We start from the raw sequence: 18,100 nt of genomic DNA, 5'->3' as shown, positions 1-18,100 counted from the left end.
ATACCGCATAATTCTAAGTGCCGATACGGCGAGCGAGGTGCGGCAGCTGCTAAGCCAAAAGCGCAGATAATACTGGATGTCTTATCGAGCATTTTGGCAACGCAGATGCCGTGCCGCAGCCGCCGGAGCGGTGCTTAAGCCGTCAGGCGGGAATTGTGCGGTGTTGCCTTAATACAATAACGCCGCAGCAACGGGAAATCACTTCCGTTACTGCGGCGTTTTTCTAAAGCCTCCCTTGTCAAAGGGAGGTGGCCGAGCTTCACGAGGCCGGAGGGATTCCTGCTGCCTTACGGAAGCAGCTCCATCCTCTCCTGCACCGCTTTGTCAATCGCAGTGCATACGCCTTCAAAATTTTTCATCACATCATTGTTTGCAAACCGTAGCACCCGCAGACCGTACTTTTGCAAAAACTTCGTGCGGGCCGCATCGCATACACGTCCGGCATCCTCAAAATGCTGCGAACCGTCCAGTTCCACCACCAGATTTGCCGCCGCACAGTAGAAATCAACAACATACTTGCCGACAACTTTCTGCCGCAGAAAGCGGATGGGATACCCCCGGAGAAAGTCGTACCAAAGGTGACGTTCTTCCTTCGTCATATCTTTGCGAAGCCTTCTGGCAATGGGAGTCAGCTCTTTGTTGTGCTTGCCGGTCATAAGTAATGATTCCTTTCGGTTTCTCGCAAGGCTGATGGCCTGGAATCCCTCAGTCGCCTTATCGGCGACTGCTCCCTTTGACAAGGGAGCCTTTTTATTAATAGAACCCAAAGCTCGGCAGCACTTCCAGGGCATCCGCCCACCAGGCGGGGATGGGCAGGCCGGAGAGGGCCGGGTAGTAGAGCACAAACAGAACGGCCGCCGCCACGCACAGGCCGCCCGCAATGCGCCTGGCCCAGTCGCGGCGCTTCATGCGGGCCAGCACCAGGACCAGCGCCGCCAGGCAGAACATGGAACTGGGAAAATAATGGTACAAGAACGTACACCGCGACACCAGCATCCAAGGGATCAGCTGCGTGCCGTACAAAATCAGCACGCCCGCGCCCTGGCGGCTGCCGCGCCCGCTGACCTGCCGCCACAGCAGGCCCACCAGCGCCGCCAGCCCGGCCAGCCAGATGACCGGCCCTGCCATGCCCACAATGCTGGCCTTGGTGCCGTAGGGCAGATAGCCGTTGCGGTAGTACCACACCGGGCGCAGGCCCAGCAGCCAGGTGTACCAGCGGCTCTCAAACGGGTGGGTCGCCTGCAAAGTGGAATGGTAACTATACATCGAGACCTGGCACTGCCACCAATCGCCCAGACTGAACGAGGGGTTGCGCCACCAGTACGGCAGGTAGGACGCAATGTAGATGCAGAGCGGCAGCAGCACATAGAACAGTACGCCGCCCACCGCCGCCGTGCGGAACTCTGCCCAGAAGCCGGGCTGCTTCTGCCGCCAGCGGGCGTACAGAACGCCCAGGTAGAGCACCGCCAGCCCGGCCCCGGCGTAGATGCCGGTCCACTTGGCCGCGCAGCCCAGGCCGAAGGCCAGCCCGCCCAGCGCCATCGGCAGAAGGGCGCTGTCCACGCCTGCCGTCAGCACCTGCTGGCAGTACCACAGCATGAAGTACGCCCCCAGCAGGATGAAAAACGTGCCGTAGACGTCAATCGTTGCCAGGCGGCTTTGGGAAAAACGCATGAAATCCAGCGCCAGCAGCACGCCGGAGACCGCCGCCACCCATGGCTTGCGGGTCAGGCGGCGCACAAAGCACCAGGCCAGCGGCACCAGCAGCACGCCGAACAGCGTACCGGAGAACCGCCATCCAAAGCCGGTCATGCCGAACATCGCAATGCCCATCATGATCAGATCCTTGCCCAGCGGTGGGTGGGTCGTCTCGTAGACAGGCATCTTGTGCAGCTGCTCATAACCGGTACGGCCATGGTAAATCTCGTCAAAATACATACTGTTCAGCTGGCTGATAGTGTCCGGCACAGCGGCCTGCTCATCAAGCAGCGCACCGCCGCCCGCTGCCGGCACCAGCTGCCCCGCCGCGTCGCGGAAGGCCAGCTCAAACAGCTGGGCGTTCTGCACGGTCACGGTCAGGGGCTGCCCTGACGCGGCGGCCACATCGTTGGCCGTCCAGCTGAAGCAGGTGCCGTAGTTCAGTTCTTTTTCAAAGACCACATTGCCCGCAGCGTCGGTCACGGTCATACTGCCGCCGAAGGAAATGCCCGGGTACACCCACAGCGAGACCGCGTCGCCCTGCGGCGTCACCGTCTCGGTCAGTACGGTATCGGTGGCGTCCAGCGGGTTCTGCGGCGCGGTGCGGCTGCCCAGGTAGGCAAAGCTCAGCACCGCCGTGGCCGCCGTCAATGCCAGCAGTGCGCCCACCTCGCGGCGGGTCCATTTCGGCTGTGCGGCAGGCTGCAGCGGGGATTGCTCGGGTTCACGCTCCGGCAGGGGCAGCGTGTGGCTGTGGCGGGTGATATCCCACATGGCAAACAGCAGCAGCACAAAGCAGACCGTCTCGACCAGGCCGGTCAAGATCGCCACCGTGGAACTGGTGGCGCTGGTCAGCCATTCGTCGTCGGAGCCGGTCAGCGAGTAGACCGTGGCCAGGTTGATGAACCCGGTCAGCGACAGGCCCACCCCGGCCGCGTAAAGGCGGATATCGTTCCAATGCGCAGCGGCCAGCAGGGTCAGCAGCACGCCGGGCACCATGTAGCGCTCATGCATACAGTGGGCCAGCGTGAACACACCGATGCCGTAATACGCCGCCAGCAGCAGCGGCGAGAAGCTGCCGCCCCGGGCGCTGCGCACCGCAAAGTAGGCCAGGCCCGCCGTGACCAGCAGGATATTGAACCACCCCAGCTGCTGCCAGGTGATGCCCAGCAGTACCGTCTCGTCCAGGCCCTTCCAGTTGCCGCCCAGCGCCGCCATCCAGTTGAAGGCGTTGATGGTGGCGTAAGGGTAGCCGGACATCGTACCTGTGTACTTTTCTACAAGCTTAGGGAGCAGCTGTGCGATGCCGAAAAACGGCAGCCCCGCCGCCAGCGGGGGCAGCAATGCCAGCGCCGCACCGCCGAAGCAGCGGCCAAAGGCGCGGGGCTTATCTTCTTCCAGCGCGATAGCCGCCAGGTAGCAGGCCGCCAGCACCGGCCCGAACAGCAGCGCCTGCGGCTTGATAGCCAGCGCCACGCCGAACCAGACGGCGGCAGGCAGGTAGCGGCGCTGTTCCAGCAGCAAAAAGCAGAGCAGCAGCGGCAGTGCGAATGCGCCGTCGATCTGCTTCCAGACGCCGGTGTCAAACAATAGCAGCGGGTTAAACGCTGTGAACGCCGCCAGCACCAGCGCCATGTGCTCCACTACCCTGCCGCGCCGGGCTGTGGTATAAACCAGCGCCGCCCCCGCGCAGTCGCAGAGCGACGGCACAAGCGCCAGCAGAAAGTAGGTCCATTTGGACTCGTAGGCAATGTGCAGCGCGGCGCGGATGGCCCCCACCAGCCCCAGCATCCACAGGTAGCCGGGCGGGTAGTCGGCAAAGTAGCCCTCGCTGTAAAAGGCGGCGGGGCCCTCGGCGGCCAGCTTGTCACCCCAGGCCACAAAGCAGCTCATGTCGTAGGGGTAGCCCTCTGTCACAAGGGCCAGCACCAGCCGCAGCGCCAGCCCGCAGCCCAGCAGCAGCCAGAGGGTTTTGTTTTGTTTTTCGCGTTGTTTCGTCATATCATCACAAATCCCTGGTACAAAAGCAGGGGCCAGCCCGCGCACCCGCGCCCTGCGGCGCAGATGCGCAGGCCGCCCCTGCATCTGTTTTTGCTTACAGTTTTGCGATTTTCGGGCCCTGGGCAGTGTCGGTGACACTCCAGCCCATCTCGGTCAGCTGGGCACGGATGGCGTCCGCACGGCCCCAGTCCTTGGCCTTCTTGGCGGCGGCGCGCTCCTCGACCAGCGCCGTGACCTCGGCGGGGATGCTGTCGGTCTTTTTGCGGTTGTACAGCAGGCCCAGCACGCCGGTCAGCTCGTCCATCGTCTTGGCGGCTTCTTCCAGCGTTGCCTTGTCGGAGACATCGGACAGCGTGTTGATGTCCTTGACCAGGTCGAAAATAGCGGCCAGGGCATCGGGGGTGTTCAGGTCGTCGTCCATGGCAGCCTTGAACTTTTTGCGCGCTTCTGCGCACTTCTCCACCAGCGCAGTGTCGGTGCCGTGGGCATGCTCAATGGCGAAATCGAGGTTATCACGGCAGGTGTACATACGCTCAAGGCTGTTCTTGCAACTCTCGATCAACTCGACCGTGTAGTTCAGCGGCATACGATAGCCCGCCGTCAGCATAAAGTAGCGGATCGGCTCATAGCCGTACTTGTCGGCGATCTCGCGCACCGTGAAGAAGTTGTTCGCGCTCTTGGACATCTTCTCGTTGTTGATGTTCAGGAAACCGTTGTGCATCCAGTAGCGGCTGAAGGTGCAGCCGTTGGCGCACTCGCTCTGGGCGATCTCGTTCTCATGATGGGGGAAGATCAAATCCTGGCCGCCGGCGTGGAGGTCGATGGTCTTGCCCAAGTGCTTGCGGGCCATGGCGCTGCACTCGATGTGCCAGCCGGGACGGCCGTGCCCCCAGGGGCTTTCCCAGTAGGGCTCGCCGGGCTTGGCAGCCTTCCAGACCGCGAAATCGGCGGAATCCTCTTTCAGATCGTCGTCCATGCGGCTGCGCAGTTCACGGTTGCCGCTCTCGAGGTCGTCGAGGTTCAGATGGCTCAGCTTGCCGTAGCCGGGGTCAGACTTGACGCGGAAATAGACGTCGCCGTTGCGGGCCACATAGGCGTGGCCGCTCTCGACCAGATCCTTGACGATGTGGATGATCTCGCCGATATGCTCGGTGGCGCGGGGGCGCACGGTGGGGGTCTTGACGTTCAGACCGTCAGAGTCCTTGATGTACTCGGCCTCAAACTTGCGGGCAACCTCCTGCATCGAGGTCCCCTCCTCCTGGCCTTTCTTGATGAGTTTGTCATCAATGTCGGTGATGTTGGAGACGTAGTAGACCTTGTTGCCGCAGTATTCCAGGTAGCGGCGCAGGGTGTCGAACACGATCATCGGGCGCGCGTTGCCGATGTGGATATAATTATAAACCGTCGGGCCGCAGACATAGATACGGTATTCGCCCTCCTTCTGGGGGGTGAACTCCTCTTTCTGGCGGGTCATGGTGTTGAAGATCTGCATAGCTTGCACGTTCCTTCCTCTATATAGGGATACCTTTATTATAGCCAACACGCGGCGCGGTTGCAAGGGGGATTCAGCCGTTATTTGCGAATTGGGCGGCCAGCTCGTCCCACACGGCGCTGAAATTGTAAGGGAACCGCGCGTCCTCCTCGGCCAGATAGCTGCGGTAGGTGTCCAGCTCGGCCACAGTCGGGGCCTTGATGCGGCGGTAGGCCGTGATGGTGTAGCCGTTGCCCATGTCAAACTCCGCTGCAATCTCAAACGGCGCGTACTTTTCCTGGTTTTCCAGGAAAGCGGCGTCCATCTTCTCGGTGTGGTTGTTGGGGTCAAACGGCGTGCAGGTCAGCACGACCTGCGCCGTGAACAGTTCCTTCGGAAAGGCGTCGTTGCCGGGGTTACAGACACCGTAGGGCAAGATTTCGCGGATTGTCTCATCCGGCAGCGCCGACACGCGGAACACATCGGGGCTGTACACAACGCCGTGACAAATCATGTAGGCGGAGTTCTCGCCGGTGCAGTTTTCCCGCAGCCAGGCGTTGACCTCAGCCACCTGGGCCAGGTCGGCGCGAGGGCTGTCCACATAGAAATACAGTCCGCTGTTGACAGCGTTTGGCAGAATGACCGGCAAAAGCTGGCTGCACGCGCCGAAGTTGAGGGCACACAGCACGCCCAGCACCGCAGCTACGGCGCGGCGGGGCCACGCCCAGGGCAGGTTGGCGATGAGCAGCGCACAGAGGAAGCAGCCCAGCAGGTAGAACGGTGCGACGGCCAGGGATTGATGGTCGTCCATATTCTGCACCCGGGTCACAAGCAGCACGGTCAGCACCGCGCCGACAGCGGAGAGCACCGACAGGCTGCGAGTCCAAGATTTATACAATCCGTATAGTATGCCAACAAGCATAATTGCGAACACGAGCCAGCCCAGATAGACGCGCTGGTTGTTCAGCTCGGCCAAAAAGCCGCCGGTCTGGTAGGTGGCGTAACGGTCGCTGTAATCTGCGCGGACGATGCGCCAGAACATGGGCAGCAGCGGCACGCCGACGCAAACCAGCGATGCCGCAGCAAATTTCACAAAACGCAGGGCCGCACTGCCCTGTTTGGCGCGGGCGGCCCGGGCCAGCACCCAGACACCGTAGAGCAAATAGAACGCCACAACGGTAAACATATAGCTGCGGCGGGTCAGCATCAGCAGCCCGGTGAAGGCCGCCAGGCTGACGAGCCGTGCGGGGGCCGGGCCGCTGAAATCATATCCGACGCCCAGCGCAAACAGCATGAAGGCGAACGCCACACCCAGCAGATCCGGCATACCACGGTAGAGCGCAATGTGTAAAAGCGGCAGCAGCAGCACAAACGCCATGGACAGCGCTGTGAAGAGCCGCGGCGCTTTCGGCTGCATTTTTTGACGAAACACCGTCAGGAAAATCCACGCACTGTAATAGACCAGCGTCGGGATCAGCAGCGCACAGAGTAGCGCGAAGGTGTTGGCCGTGCGGGGCGTGAACATGAAAAACGGCTCGGCCAGCAGGTTGATGACCAGCGGCGCGTAGTCGTTGAACCAGGTTTTATAAATGGTGGAACCTACGCCGGTGAACACGCCGTCGGCGAAGTTGGATTCCAGCCGCACCTGCAAATTGTAGTAGGTGGCGTTGTCCCACAGGTAGAGGCTTTGACGGCCCACCATGGCGTGCAGGTAGAACGCCGCGCTGGCCGCAATGCAGATACCGAGAATGACGGCATCTGCCTTTGTCAGCTTTGCGCCGACGGTCCTCGCCGCACGGCGGTAGAGGCAGAACACGCCCAGCAACGCCGCGCAGGAGAGCAGCAGCAGCCAGATATCCACCGGATTGCGGCCGCTGCCCAGCATATCCACGGCTTGCAGCCCCGGGACAAAATGCGCCGCGGTGCTGCACACAAACTTAACTGCAAACACACACAACAAAACCAGGACGGCCCGCTCCAGGCGGGTCATCCTGCGATACAACGTATAAAGTTTCGTTCGGAGTTTTGCCATTATTTTGCCTGCATGAACAGCTTGCGGTTCTGCCACAGGTAAATACCGCCCGAAAGCACGGTGGCCGCGCCGCACAGCCAGCAGAGCACGATGGTCACAAAGCTGACAACACCCACATCCGTCGGCCCGGCCAGCGCACCGCAGAAGTAGTAGAAGATGATGGTCAGCATCTGCAGAACGGTCTTGACCTTGCCCCACATATTGGCGGCAATGACAGTGCCGGTCTCGGCGGCCAGCATACGCACGCCGGCGACCGCAAACTCACGGAACAGGATGACCGCCAGCACGATGGGCGAACAGACGCCATCCGTGACCATATAAATAAAAGCGGCAGTGGTCAGGCACTTGTCGGCCAGGGGGTCCATAAACTTGCCGAAATCGGTGACAAGGTTATTCTTGCGGGCCAGGTAGCCGTCCAGAAAATCCGTGAAGCTGGCCACGGCAAAGATAATGCCCGCTGTCAGCATGAATGCGGCGTTGAAATCCGCCGTGCCATAGTGGGACAGTGCCGCAAATATCATGAACACAGGCACCAGAACCACACGCATCATCGTCAATTTATTAGGCAGATTCATCGTTTAATCCTCCAGCTTTTCTTCCACATAACCGTACAGGTCGTAGGTGTCGGAATCGGTGATGGTCACGTTGTAGAACGCGCCGGTCTCCAGCGGGGTGTCGGCAGGAGTCAGCACATTGCCGTCAATTTCAGGGCAGTCAGCCTTAGTGCGCAACAGGTACATCCCGGTCTCCTCGTCGATGCCGTCGCAGATGCACTCGTAGGTGTTGCCGACCTTCTCGCCCTCGCGCTCGGCGCTGACTTCGGCCTGCAATTCCATGATGTGGTCGGCGCGGCGCTGCTTGGTTTCCTCGTCGAGCTGGTTGGGCATCTTCGCGGCCACGGTGTTTTCCTCGGCCGAGTAGGCAAAGCAGCCCAGGCGGTCAAATTTGACGGTCTTGACGAAGTCGCACAACTCGGCGTACTGCTCCTCGGTCTCGCCGGGGAAGCCCGCGATCAGCGTGGTGCGCAGCGTGATACCGGGGATGGCAGCCCGCAGCCGGGCGATGGCATCCTCGATCTCCTTGCGGCCGCCACGGCGGTTCATCGCTTTCAGCACGGCGTCGTCGCAGTGCTGGATGGGCAGGTCAAGATAGGGCACGACCTTGGTGTTGCGGACGAGGGCCGCAATAAATTCATCGCTGATACGTTCAGGATAGGCGTACAGCACGCGAATCCAGCGGATGCCGTCGATTTCCTGCAAGCGGTCCAGCAACTCACAGATGGCACCGGGTTTGCCCCAGTCCTCGCCATAAGCAGTGGGGTCCTGGGCAACCAGAATCAGCTCCCGCACGCCCTCGCCAGCCAGCCAGCGGGCCTCGGCCACACAGTCGTTGATCTCGCGGCTGCGCAGCGCACCGCGGATCAGCGGGATGGCGCAGTAGTAGCAGCCGTTGTTGCAGCCCTCGGCAATTTTTAAGTACGCATAGTGGCGCGGGGTCGAGATGACGCGGGCACCGCCCAGCGGCATATCGCTCTTGGGGCCGTAGCTCTCGGTCTGGCCTGCGCCGTCGGCACACAGGCGGCGCACAATGGCGGGCAGCGCGGCGTTAGAGCCGATGCCGACGACCGCGTCCACCTCGGGGATCTCCTGGATGATCTGTTGCTTGTAGCGCTCGGCCAGGCAGCCGGTGACGATGACCTTGAGGGCCGGGTTCTGCTGCTTGTACTGGCAGGCCATCAGGATATTCTCGATGGCCTCGGTCTTGGCGGACTCGATAAATCCGCAAGTGTTGATGATGATGATGTCCGCCTCGGCCGGGTCGCCCACGGTGGTGTGGCCGTCCTTGATGAGGGCATGGCAGAAAACGTCGGCGTCCACCTGGTTTTTCGGGCAGCCGAGAGAGATAATGGCAATTTTCATTGGGTAGTCCTTTATAATTGGTTTAATTTTTGAATATCGCATTGGTTGCAGGGTGCGGCGGCAGCGACGGCCTGCGGGGCGGCAGATGCTTGCCGGAAATTGTAGGGCGGCCAGCCCTCTGGCCGCCGCGGAGGGGTCAAGACCCCTCCCTACATTGCGAACCGGTAAGGGGATGCAATCGACAGGCCGAGGGCCGGGCATGCCCGGCCCCTACAGTGCGGTGCGGTTTACTCGTCGTCGGATAAGACCTCACGTATGACCGCGTGGCTGAACCCGCGCCTGGCCAGAGCGGCGGCGACCTGATCGCGCTTGCCCGCAGCCAGCTTGGCGGTGTACTGTCGCTCCACCAATGCCCGGGCAGTGGCGAGTTCCGGGTTTTCGCCGTCTTCGCCCTCGGCAAACAACTCCTCCACCACCTCGGCGGCGGTGTCGCGGTCGATACCTTTTGCCGACAAATCGTTTAAAATTTCACGGCGGGATTTTCGCTTGCGCAGCAGCTCCGCTGCACGGCGGCGGGCAAACCCGGCATCGTTCAACAAGCCCAGCTCCCCCGCCCGCGCCACGGCGTAGGCGGCGCTGTGGGCGTCGAACTTACGGCAGAGCTTTTGGTATAGCTCCCCCGCCGCATGGTCGCGCAGGGCCAGGTAATCCATGGCCTTGTCCAGTGCGCGGCGGGTCTCGCTTTTCTTGCGCAGTTCCTCAATTTGCCACTCTTCCAGGTCATCATCCTGATGCAGCCCGGCATCGGCAAAGGTGTTTTCATCCAGCGAGAATGCAAATTCACCGTCAAAAAACAGCGCAAGTCTGCCTTTTTTTGTCTCTTTGATTTGCGTTAATCGCGGCATGGGTTATTCATCTACCGCGATTCTTTTGACATTGCAATATTTCATTTTAACTCCTTACGATTTCTGTACACTTTGTGACTTTGCTGCTGAAAACGCATTCAGTCAAATCCAGATAAAAGTGGCCCTGCATGACCGGACAGCTGTTCCTATCGATTCCAGCAAAATCTATCCGACCACTGGCAAACGTTCACCCCGATGCAAGAATGCGGACGCCTTGGCTTTCAAATTCAGGTCATGATTTTTTTATTCGACGCTTCGTTTAAAATATCACAAGACCTATTCAGACCTAGACACATTGAATATACCATAGTTTTTGCTGCTTTGCAAGTCCGCCTTGTTCCTAAAGAAACGCACTGAATCCGAGGAAGACTGATAAGAGGCATTCAGCAACACGTAACGGATGTGCATCAACGCAATGCAAAGCTGGAAACTAACGTCACTGTGTAGAAGATTGACTTTTACACGCCAACGTGTTACAGTAAAGCAAAAGGAGGCCGCACTACGGCAGCCAAGCCCAAAAAGAAAGCGAGGTAACCCAAATGGCAAAAATCAGCGTCCTGCGCGGCAGCGTAGTCTACGCCGATACCGACGCCATCGTGAACGCAGCCAACGCGCAGCTGGCTGGCGGCAGCGGTGTGTGCGGTGCGATTTTCACCGAGGCAGGCTGGGATGATATGCAGCGTGCTTGTGACCGCATCGGCAGCTGCCCCACAGGCAAGGCCGTCGTCACCCCCGGTTTCAAGCTCAAGGCAAAATACGTTATCCATACGGTAGGCCCCATTTACGCAGGTACGCCCCACGATGCCGAGCTTCTGCGCGGCGCCTACCGCAGCTGCCTGGAACAGGCAGAAACGCTCGGCCTGCACAGCATCGGGTTCTGCTCCATCAGCACAGGTATCTACGGCTATCCGCTGAATGAGGCCGTGAAGATTGCAGCAGACACCCTGCGCACCTTCCCAGCCAAGAGCCTGACCGACATCCGTGTCTACTGCTACGGCGAGCGCGAATACCAGGCATTCACCAAAGAACTCGGATAAAACTTTGGAACGCAGACGGAACAAATACGTGATTCAATAATTGAACCCCTGGGCTTCAGCGTTCCAGGGGTTCATTTTATTGAGGCATAGCGCCAAAAGTTAGGCCCTTTTAGTGCCTTATTCTGCCGTATTTTACGCCATTTTTACGACCTACGACCAAAATAAGACCTAGAATATCGGAGAAAAGAGGAGCACCGCGCAGCATAAGAATTGCCGTTTTTGGCGAACATTCGTTGTTTATTCGTGGCGTCGAAAAAGTTCCAAAAATCAACGATTATTCATCGACCATAATATCGAGGTCTACCTCGCTGCCGGTGGTTTTGGCAGCGGGGGCGGCGGGGGCTTCACCGGCGGCGACCGGCTTGACGATCTCGCTGGGATCCAGCGGTTTGACGGTGCCCTTCTTGCCGGCGGCCAGCAGACGGTCGGCGTTGGCGCGGACGATCTTTTCGATCTCGTCGGAGACTTCGGGGTGATCCTTCAGGAACTGCTTTGCGTTGTCGCGGCCCTGGCCCAGGCGCATTTCTCCGTAATTGAACCACGCGCCGCTCTTCTGCACGACACCCAGCTTGACGCCGAGGTCAAGGATTTCGCCGATCTTGGAGATACCTTCGCCGAACATGATGTCAAACTCGGCCTCACGGAACGGGGGTGCGACCTTATTTTTGACGATTTTAGCGCGGGTGCGGTTGCCGATGAATGCGCCGGTGGAGTCCTTCAGACCCTCGATACGGCGCACGTCGATACGCACGCTGGAATAGTATTTCAGTGCACGGCCGCCGGTGGTGACTTCGGGGTTGCCATAGACGATGCCGACTTTTTCGCGCAGCTGGTTGATGAAGATGCAGACGGTGTTCGTCTTTCCGATAACGCCGGTCAGCTTGCGCAGGGCCTGGCTCATCAGGCGGGCCTGCAGGCCGACATGGCTGTCGCCCATCTCGCCCTCAATTTCGGCGCGGGGCACCATGGCGGCAACGGAGTCGACAACGACTGCGTCAATCGCGCCGGAGCGCACAAGGGCCTCGCAAATTTCCATGGCCTGTTCACCGGTGTCCGGCTGGCTGACCAGCAGGCTGTCGATATCGACACCCAGGGCGGCGGCGTAGGTGGGGTCGAGGGCGTGCTCAACATCGATGAAAGCGACCTCGCCGCCCATCTTCTGGGCCTCGGCCAGAATTTGCAGTGCCAGCGTGGTTTTACCGGAAGATTCGGGGCCGTAGACCTCAACGATACGGCCGCGGGGCACGCCGCCGATGCCCAGCGCCAGGTCGAGGCCCAGGCTGCCGGTGGGGATGGCGTCGACCTGCATCGTGACGTTGGCGCCCAGCTTCATGACGGCACCCTTACCGAACTGCTTTTCGATCTGCGCCAGCGCGGTTTCCAGCGCGGCCTTTTTATCGGCGGCAGGGCCTGCCGTCTTGGGGGTGGTATCTTTTTTAGCTGCCATGTTGCGTTTCTCCTTTTATATGCAAAGTAAGGTTATGATTTGCGTTTGCCTCTATTATATACGATTTACGAACAGATTACAACATTTTGTTGTGCGTTTTGTGTCCCATAGACCGGATTTTCAGGCGGTTTTTTCAATTTTTTTGCAGCAAAACAACCCGGTCGTTGCCGCCGTAGTCCTTGCGGCAGCTGCCGTTGGCCCAGCCGTGGGTCTCGCCCAGGGCCAGCACATCGGCGGCCTGGGCATAGCCAATCTCCATGACCAGCCAGCCGCCCGGGCGCAGTGCGGCCTTGTAGCGGGTCGTCAGCAGGCGGTAAAAATCTAGGCCGTCCGCGCCGCCATCCAGCGCCATGGCGGGTTCGTGGGCCGTCTCGGGCATCAACGCCCCCATTTCCGGCCCGGTCAGGTAGGGTGGGTTAGAGATGATGAGATCAGCGTACTCTTCGGACAGCAACTTATAATAGGTAAAGACGTCGGCCTGCATAGTACGCACGCCGCTGTCCGCCGTGTTGGCGGTCAAATAGGGCCAGGCGTCGGGGCTTTTTTCCACGCAGGTCACGTCCGCGCCGGGGACATGGCGGGCAATGCCCAGCCCCAGGCAGCCCGTGCCCGCGCAGAGGTCGTAGACCCGCGGCGACGGCACGCCTTGCAGCAGCTCGATGGCCGTCTCGCAGACGACCTCGCTGTCAGCCCGGGGGCAGAGCACGCCGGGGCCGACTTTGAGCGAAAAGTCCATAAAATCCCACTCGCCTAAAATATATTGCAGCGGCTCCCGCGCAGCGCGGCGGTCGGCCAGCGCGGCCAAGCGGGCGGCCTCGGCTTCGGTAAGGCCGTCGTCCAGGCGCGGGTCACGCCGGGTCACAAAACGGTAAAGTTCCGCCGCGTCAAACCGGGCGCCGGGCACACCGGCGGCGGACAGCCGAGCGCAAAGAGCCTGAAATGCAGCGTTCACCAGCGGGCTTCCTCCTGATTCTCGGGCAGAACCGGCGTGACGGCGGCGATAGCGACCTCGATCATTGAGTCGTCAGGTTCAAAGGTCGTCAGTCGCTGCATCCACAGCCCGGGCTGTGAGACGATCTTGGACAGCAGGCTGTCCGAGCGGCCCGCCCATTTCAGAATTTCATACGAAATACCGACCAAAAGTGGGAACATGCACAGCTTGTACACCACGCGCAGGGCCGTGCTGGTCCAAGGCAGCACCGCATACAAAAAGATACTGATAATGATGACGAGAATCATAAAGCTGGTGCCGCAGCGGGGGTGGAAGCGGCTCTGTTTGCGGATGTTTTCCACCGTCAGGGGCAGCCCGGCCTCGTAACAGGCGATGGTCTTATGCTCGGCACCGTGGTACTCAAAGACGCGGTGCAGCTCCTTGAAGCGGGTGCAGAGGAACATATACCCAAGGAAGATGACCATTTTCAGTACGCCTTCCAGGATGACGCGCGGCCAGCGGCCCAGCGGCGCGGCCCGCATGACGAGGCCAGTCAAAAACGTGGGCAGGAAGGTGAACAGGAACAGCGCCAGCGCCACGCCGACGAAAGCCGCGCAGGTCATCATGGCGTTCTGCACGGCGGGGGTGGCGTGTTCCTCGAACCATTTGTCCAGCTTGGACTCGGCGGGTTCGGTCTCCCCCTCCATGGCGACGTCGGCAGCGTGCATCAGGTATTTGTAACCCTTATAGAGGTTTTCGGCCATGTTGCAGACGCCGCGCACCAGCGGGACTTTATTGTACCAGTGGGTCGTGACGGTGTCGTAGGTCAGATCAATGCTGCCGTCCGGCTTGCGCACGGCGCAGCAGATTTTCTCCGGTCCGCGCATCATGATGCCCTCCATCAGGGCTTGCCCGCCGACGGAGGTGCGAAATTCTTTGGACATAAGCGCTCTCCTTTGTTTCTTTGCCTTCTCCCTTGGGACTGCGCCCGCAGGCGCGTGTCGGAGCGCAACCGCCGAAGGTGGCTCTTAGCGCAGAGGCTGAAGGTGGCCCCGCAGGGCCGGGTGTGCCGTCATTGCCCGGTAAAGGGTGCTGCGGCAAGGTCGTCCCTCATCAGTCCGCTTCGCGGACAGCTTCCCCCTCGGGGGAAGCCTTAAATCTTTTCATGCAGATGTTCCTGCCCGGGGTGATAGATGGGCAGGGTGACGGTGACGGTCGTGCCCTGGCCCAGGGTCGAGTCGATATCGAATCGGCCGCCCAACGTCTGGACGATCTCATCGACGACGGCCAGACCGATGCCCGAGCCGCGCACCGAGTTCTTTGCCTTGAAGAATTTCTGCTTGACCTTCTCGAGGTCATCTGCCGCGATGCCCCGGCCCTGGTCGCGGATGGACGCCGTGACCGTGACCGGGGTGCGGCTCAATTCCAGAAAAATCGTACCGCTCGGTTCGGAATATTTTATCGCATTATCGAAGAGATTCACAAACACCTGCCGCAGGCGTGCGGGGTCGGCCCAGACCGGGTAGGGTTCCTCCGGCTCGGAATAGACGAGCTGCATCCCCTCCTGGCGGATGCGTGCCTCGACAAAAAGCGCTGCGTCGGTGGCCTCGGCCACAAAATCCAGCACCTGACAGTTCATTTTGATGCCGTTTTGCAGGCGGGAGAAGTCGAGCAGCTCCTCCACCATCGTGTAGAGACGGTCGGTCTCGGTGCCGATGACCGACAGGCCGCGGCGGTAATTTTCATTCGTTGGGTCGTCGATATTTTCAATCGTCTCGACCCAGCCTTTAATGGAAGTCAGCGGGGTGCGCAACTCATGGCTGACCGACGAGATAAACTCGTTCTTCAGCCGCTCGGTCTCGGCCAGGTCCTCGGCCATTTGGTTGATGGTCTTGCACAAGCGGCCAATTTCATCATTGTATCGTGTATCCGGAAGGCGGACTTTCATGTCACCCTTGGCAATTTTCGTTGCGGTGGCTTCCACCTCACCCAGGGGGCGCACGATGGAGCGCACAAAAAACAGGCCGCTCCAGACGGTAAAGGTCAGCACCAGCACGCCCAGGCCAATGCAGATGGCAATGGTGCGCCACCACCGCGCGTCCACCAGCGAGAGGCTTGTCACCATCCGCATGGCGGCGATGCTGCCCGCCGCGTAGGGCACGAGCATCGTCACGGCCATGACGCGCTCGCCGTTGGGCGTTGTGAAGATGGCCGCCCCCATGCCGTTGGCCGAGGTAAGCGCCCGGCCATAGTCGGTGCCGTCGGTCAAGTCGCGGCTCATGGTGCCGCTGCTGGTCGCCAGAATGACGCCCTGGCCGTCCAGCAGCATGAACTCGAACTTGTCCTTCTCGTCGAACTGCTCAACCACGCGGCGCAAGGCCTGGCCGCGGCTTTCGGCAGTGGTCGCAGTATTCCCCGCCGTGCCAGTGGCCTGCAAGCGGCCCACGACGGTGGAAAAACGGCTTTCCATCGCACGTTCCACCCCGCCGTAGAGGTCATTGTAGCTGTAATACAGGAACAACCCCTCGGCAATCGCCAGCACCAGCACGGTGATGAGCAGGCTGCCGCGTATCCAGCGGCGGATGATACTGCTAGACTGCATGAGGGGGACCTCCTTTCTGGGGGGATTTTTTGGGGGCTGAGCAGCCGTCAAACCCTTATTACGCGTTCCACCGGTACCCGTACCCCCACACGGTCATGATGTGCTGGGGGCTGCTGGGCTCGTCCTCGATTTTCATGCGCAGGCGGCGGATGTTCACATCGACAATTTTTACGTCGCCAAAATAGTTCTTGCCCCAGACGCCCTCCAGGATTTTTTCACGTACCAACGCCGTAGCCGGGTTGCGGAAGAACAGCTCCATGATCTGGAACTCCACTTGGGTCAGGTCGATGGGCGTGCCGGACTTGTACAGAATGCGGCTCTTTTCGTCCAGCACGAACGGCCCGCTGACCAGTTGCTCCGGCTCCTCGGCAGGTTTGGGCACACTGCCGCTGCTGCCGCGGTAGATGCGCCGGGTCAGCGCCTCCAGGCGGGCAATCAGCTCCGACACGGAAAATGGCTTGGTTATGTAATCGTCCGCGCCGATGGACAGGCCGCGGATCTTGTCGCTCTCCTGCCCTTTGGCCGACACAATGATGATGCCGATATCGCTGTCGTCGCGGCGGATGGTTTCGCACAGGCTCAGGCCGTCCATGCCCGGCAGCATAATGTCCAGCAGCGCCGCATCGCAGCGCTCACCGCCGTGCATCAGCTCCAGCGCACGCTCGGCGCTGGGGGCTTCCACCACTTCCCAGCCCGCCATTTTCAGGTTCAGGGCTACCATTTCGCGGATGCTGGCTTCGTCCTCGACCAGTAAAACTCGTTTCATACAACAGGTTCCCTTCCTTATTTTAATTGGAACCCAACAGCACGGTGTTCTGGCTGATGGTGTCCAAACTCAATCCGTAATAGGGTGTGACCACCCGCGCCTGCAGCTGCTGGCTGCCGATGTTGGCAATGCGCAGGTAGTTCCCCACGCCGGTGGCCGCGTTGTCGGCCGGGTCCACGACCCGCATTTCGCAGTAGACCGTCGTGCCCTCGGCGTTGCAGAGCAGCCAGCCCGTGCCGCTCTGGTTCGAGCGTATCAGCACACTGCCGTGCATTGACTCCGGCAGCTGCATGAAAAAGTTGTACTCGCTGTCGTACACGCCAAACCGGCTGTTGCCGCCGGCCGCCGAGGTGTAATCCTTCCAGAGCGCAAAACTCAGGCGCTTGTCCATCGGCGTTTGCAGCGTACCGCCGTCGTCGATCTCCACCGGGATGTCCACGGTGCCGTTGTTATCAATGTCGCAGCTCAACAATTCGCTGTGGTAGCGCAGGGTGCTGCGCTGGATGTCGCTCAAACCACTGGGGCGGTAGGGCTGCAAAAAGCCGGTCTCGGCGTCGTACAAAATAATGTCCGACACCAGGCCGCTGGCCCCGGTCCAGGCGTCCATGACCAGGTACATACCGTCGTCGCTGCCGGTGCCCGCGTGCAGGGCTGCGCAGCTGCTGTACACGCCCTCGCCTAGGTTCAGCGTTTGGGTCGAGCGGAACTCGCCATCGTTGGCGGTCAGTAATTGCAGCGTCACGCCTCCCAGTTCGCTGTCCGGCGGCAGGGCCAGCACAAGGTCCTGCGTGTCGCCCTTGCCGGTGAAGTCGGCGACGATCATGTCGGTATAGCTCTTGCTTATGACCGTAGACAGCGTAGCACCGTCATATTGGTAGACCACCAGATATTGATCCCCCTGGGGCGAGATGTACCCGGCCAACAGCTGCTGGCTGGTGGTGTCGCGCAGGTGCGCGGCAGAAAAGCTCTGCACCTCGCTGGTCAGGCCCTCGATGGCGTGGCTGACGCGCCAGCCGCTGTCGCCGCTGGGCTCCAGCACAGCCAGCCAGACGTTGGAGCTGGTCGTGTCGGTGGTGTAGAGGATGGCTGCCTCGTCGGTGCCGTCGCCGTCCCAGTCGCCGAAGGCGAAAGGCGAGAGGAAGTCACCGTTGGCGGGGTATTTCAGGGTGGCGCTGCCGCCCAGATAGCTGTTCAGCGCCTTTTGCAGGGCCGCGCTCTCACCGGAAAGCTGCGGCGCGCGCAGCAGGGTCTCCACGTTCCCCTCCGCGCTGCACCCCGCCAGTAAAAGCGGCACAAGGAGCAGCGCGGCGATTTTTTTCATCATGGCGGTCTGCTCCTTTCTCACATAAAT

14 protein-coding genes are annotated in these 18,100 nt (G+C 60.6%); 1 reads left to right on the top strand and 13 read right to left on the bottom strand.

Features of this window, described 5'->3' with window-relative positions; all coding sequences use genetic code 11:
* Nucleotides 1–287 precede the first annotated feature (287 nt).
* The 7 genes from GPK89_RS01300 to GPK89_RS01270 form a co-directional block, all read right to left on the bottom strand.
* Nucleotides 288–656, bottom strand: a complete 369-nt coding sequence (locus tag GPK89_RS01300; RefSeq protein ID WP_215691091.1) for an endonuclease domain-containing protein — start codon at nucleotides 654–656, stop codon at nucleotides 288–290.
* Nucleotides 657–753: 97 nt separating this feature from the next.
* Nucleotides 754–3,699: a phospholipid carrier-dependent glycosyltransferase gene (locus GPK89_RS01295; protein ID WP_215691087.1), complete on the bottom strand. Its 2,946-nt coding sequence runs from the start codon at nucleotides 3,697–3,699 to the stop codon at nucleotides 754–756.
* 94 nt (nucleotides 3,700–3,793) lie between these two features.
* The gene (gene cysS / locus GPK89_RS01290) at nucleotides 3,794–5,191 is read right to left on the bottom strand and encodes a cysteine--tRNA ligase (RefSeq protein WP_215691080.1); all 1,398 of its coding nucleotides are present in this window, start codon (nucleotides 5,189–5,191) and stop codon (nucleotides 3,794–3,796) included.
* A 73-nt stretch (nucleotides 5,192–5,264) separates the two neighbouring features.
* Nucleotides 5,265–7,202, bottom strand: a complete 1,938-nt coding sequence (locus tag GPK89_RS01285; protein WP_215691077.1) for a hypothetical protein — start codon at nucleotides 7,200–7,202, stop codon at nucleotides 5,265–5,267.
* On the bottom strand, nucleotides 7,202–7,777 hold the full coding sequence (gene pgsA / locus GPK89_RS01280; protein WP_215691074.1) for a CDP-diacylglycerol--glycerol-3-phosphate 3-phosphatidyltransferase: 576 nt from the start codon (nucleotides 7,775–7,777) through the stop codon (nucleotides 7,202–7,204). The genes GPK89_RS01285 and pgsA overlap by 1 nt, the downstream gene beginning before the upstream one ends.
* A gap of 3 nt (nucleotides 7,778–7,780) precedes the next feature.
* Nucleotides 7,781–9,121, bottom strand: coding sequence for a 30S ribosomal protein S12 methylthiotransferase RimO (gene rimO, locus GPK89_RS01275; protein ID WP_215691070.1), 1,341 nt, complete (start codon nucleotides 9,119–9,121; stop codon nucleotides 7,781–7,783).
* 227 nt (nucleotides 9,122–9,348) lie between these two features.
* Nucleotides 9,349–9,966 (bottom strand): regulatory protein RecX, encoded by a 618-nt coding sequence (locus GPK89_RS01270; RefSeq protein WP_215691067.1) that lies wholly within the window; start codon nucleotides 9,964–9,966, stop codon nucleotides 9,349–9,351.
* Between the two features lie 539 nt (nucleotides 9,967–10,505).
* On the opposite strand from GPK89_RS01270, the gene GPK89_RS01265 reads away from it, so the two are divergent.
* Nucleotides 10,506–11,003, top strand: a complete 498-nt coding sequence (locus GPK89_RS01265; protein WP_215691064.1) for a macro domain-containing protein — start codon at nucleotides 10,506–10,508, stop codon at nucleotides 11,001–11,003.
* A 274-nt stretch (nucleotides 11,004–11,277) separates the two neighbouring features.
* Here the strand turns inward: GPK89_RS01265 and recA are convergent, their stop codons facing one another.
* The 6 genes from recA to GPK89_RS01235 form a co-directional block, all read right to left on the bottom strand.
* A complete protein-coding gene (gene recA / locus GPK89_RS01260) occupies nucleotides 11,278–12,450 on the bottom strand; it encodes a recombinase RecA (protein ID WP_215691053.1) in 1,173 nt (390 codons plus the stop codon).
* Nucleotides 12,451–12,583: 133 nt separating this feature from the next.
* A complete protein-coding gene (gene prmC, locus GPK89_RS01255) occupies nucleotides 12,584–13,402 on the bottom strand; it encodes a peptide chain release factor N(5)-glutamine methyltransferase (protein WP_215691051.1) in 819 nt (272 codons plus the stop codon).
* On the bottom strand, nucleotides 13,399–14,325 hold the full coding sequence (locus tag GPK89_RS01250) for a DUF1385 domain-containing protein (protein WP_215691047.1): 927 nt from the start codon (nucleotides 14,323–14,325) through the stop codon (nucleotides 13,399–13,401). Before GPK89_RS01250 ends, prmC begins: the two co-directional genes overlap by 4 nt.
* A 209-nt stretch (nucleotides 14,326–14,534) precedes the next feature.
* Nucleotides 14,535–15,983 carry a sensor histidine kinase gene (locus GPK89_RS01245; protein ID WP_215691039.1) on the bottom strand — a complete coding sequence of 483 codons (1,449 nt, stop codon included), beginning with the start codon at nucleotides 15,981–15,983 and terminating at the stop codon, nucleotides 14,535–14,537.
* 58 nt (nucleotides 15,984–16,041) lie between these two features.
* Nucleotides 16,042–16,749 (bottom strand): response regulator transcription factor, encoded by a 708-nt coding sequence (locus GPK89_RS01240; RefSeq protein ID WP_215691037.1) that lies wholly within the window; start codon nucleotides 16,747–16,749, stop codon nucleotides 16,042–16,044.
* A 22-nt stretch (nucleotides 16,750–16,771) separates the two neighbouring features.
* Nucleotides 16,772–18,073: a hypothetical protein gene (locus GPK89_RS01235; protein ID WP_215691035.1), complete on the bottom strand. Its 1,302-nt coding sequence runs from the start codon at nucleotides 18,071–18,073 to the stop codon at nucleotides 16,772–16,774.
* Nucleotides 18,074–18,100 lie beyond the last annotated feature (27 nt).

It is taken from the genome of Gemmiger formicilis (genome assembly GCF_018784445.1).
In the GTDB taxonomy this organism is placed as follows: Bacteria; Bacillota; Clostridia; order Oscillospirales; family Ruminococcaceae; genus Gemmiger.
Note: the sequence above shows the minus strand (reverse complement) of the source record. Positions and strands in the feature narration are given on the sequence as shown.

Excerpts from the sequence above, each read along its gene's own strand:
- GPK89_RS01300 (WP_215691091.1), bottom strand. The coding sequence starts at position 656 with ATGACCGGCAAGCACAACAAAGAGCTGACTCCCATTGCCAGAAGGCTT.
- GPK89_RS01250 (WP_215691047.1), bottom strand. The coding sequence starts at position 14,325 with ATGTCCAAAGAATTTCGCACCTCCGTCGGCGGGCAAGCCCTGATGGAG.
- rimO (WP_215691070.1), bottom strand. The coding sequence starts at position 9,121 with ATGAAAATTGCCATTATCTCTCTCGGCTGCCCGAAAAACCAGGTGGAC.
- GPK89_RS01285 (WP_215691077.1), bottom strand. The coding sequence starts at position 7,202 with ATGGCAAAACTCCGAACGAAACTTTATACGTTGTATCGCAGGATGACC.
- GPK89_RS01270 (WP_215691067.1), bottom strand. The coding sequence starts at position 9,966 with ATGCCGCGATTAACGCAAATCAAAGAGACAAAAAAAGGCAGACTTGCG.
- GPK89_RS01240 (WP_215691037.1), bottom strand. The coding sequence starts at position 16,749 with ATGAAACGAGTTTTACTGGTCGAGGACGAAGCCAGCATCCGCGAAATG.
- recA (WP_215691053.1), bottom strand. The coding sequence starts at position 12,450 with ATGGCAGCTAAAAAAGATACCACCCCCAAGACGGCAGGCCCTGCCGCC.
- GPK89_RS01295 (WP_215691087.1), bottom strand. The coding sequence starts at position 3,699 with ATGACGAAACAACGCGAAAAACAAAACAAAACCCTCTGGCTGCTGCTG.
- GPK89_RS01245 (WP_215691039.1), bottom strand. The coding sequence starts at position 15,983 with ATGCAGTCTAGCAGTATCATCCGCCGCTGGATACGCGGCAGCCTGCTC.
- pgsA (WP_215691074.1), bottom strand. The coding sequence starts at position 7,777 with ATGAATCTGCCTAATAAATTGACGATGATGCGTGTGGTTCTGGTGCCT.
- cysS (WP_215691080.1), bottom strand. The coding sequence starts at position 5,191 with ATGCAGATCTTCAACACCATGACCCGCCAGAAAGAGGAGTTCACCCCC.
- GPK89_RS01265 (WP_215691064.1), top strand. The coding sequence starts at position 10,506 with ATGGCAAAAATCAGCGTCCTGCGCGGCAGCGTAGTCTACGCCGATACC.
- GPK89_RS01235 (WP_215691035.1), bottom strand. The coding sequence starts at position 18,073 with ATGATGAAAAAAATCGCCGCGCTGCTCCTTGTGCCGCTTTTACTGGCG.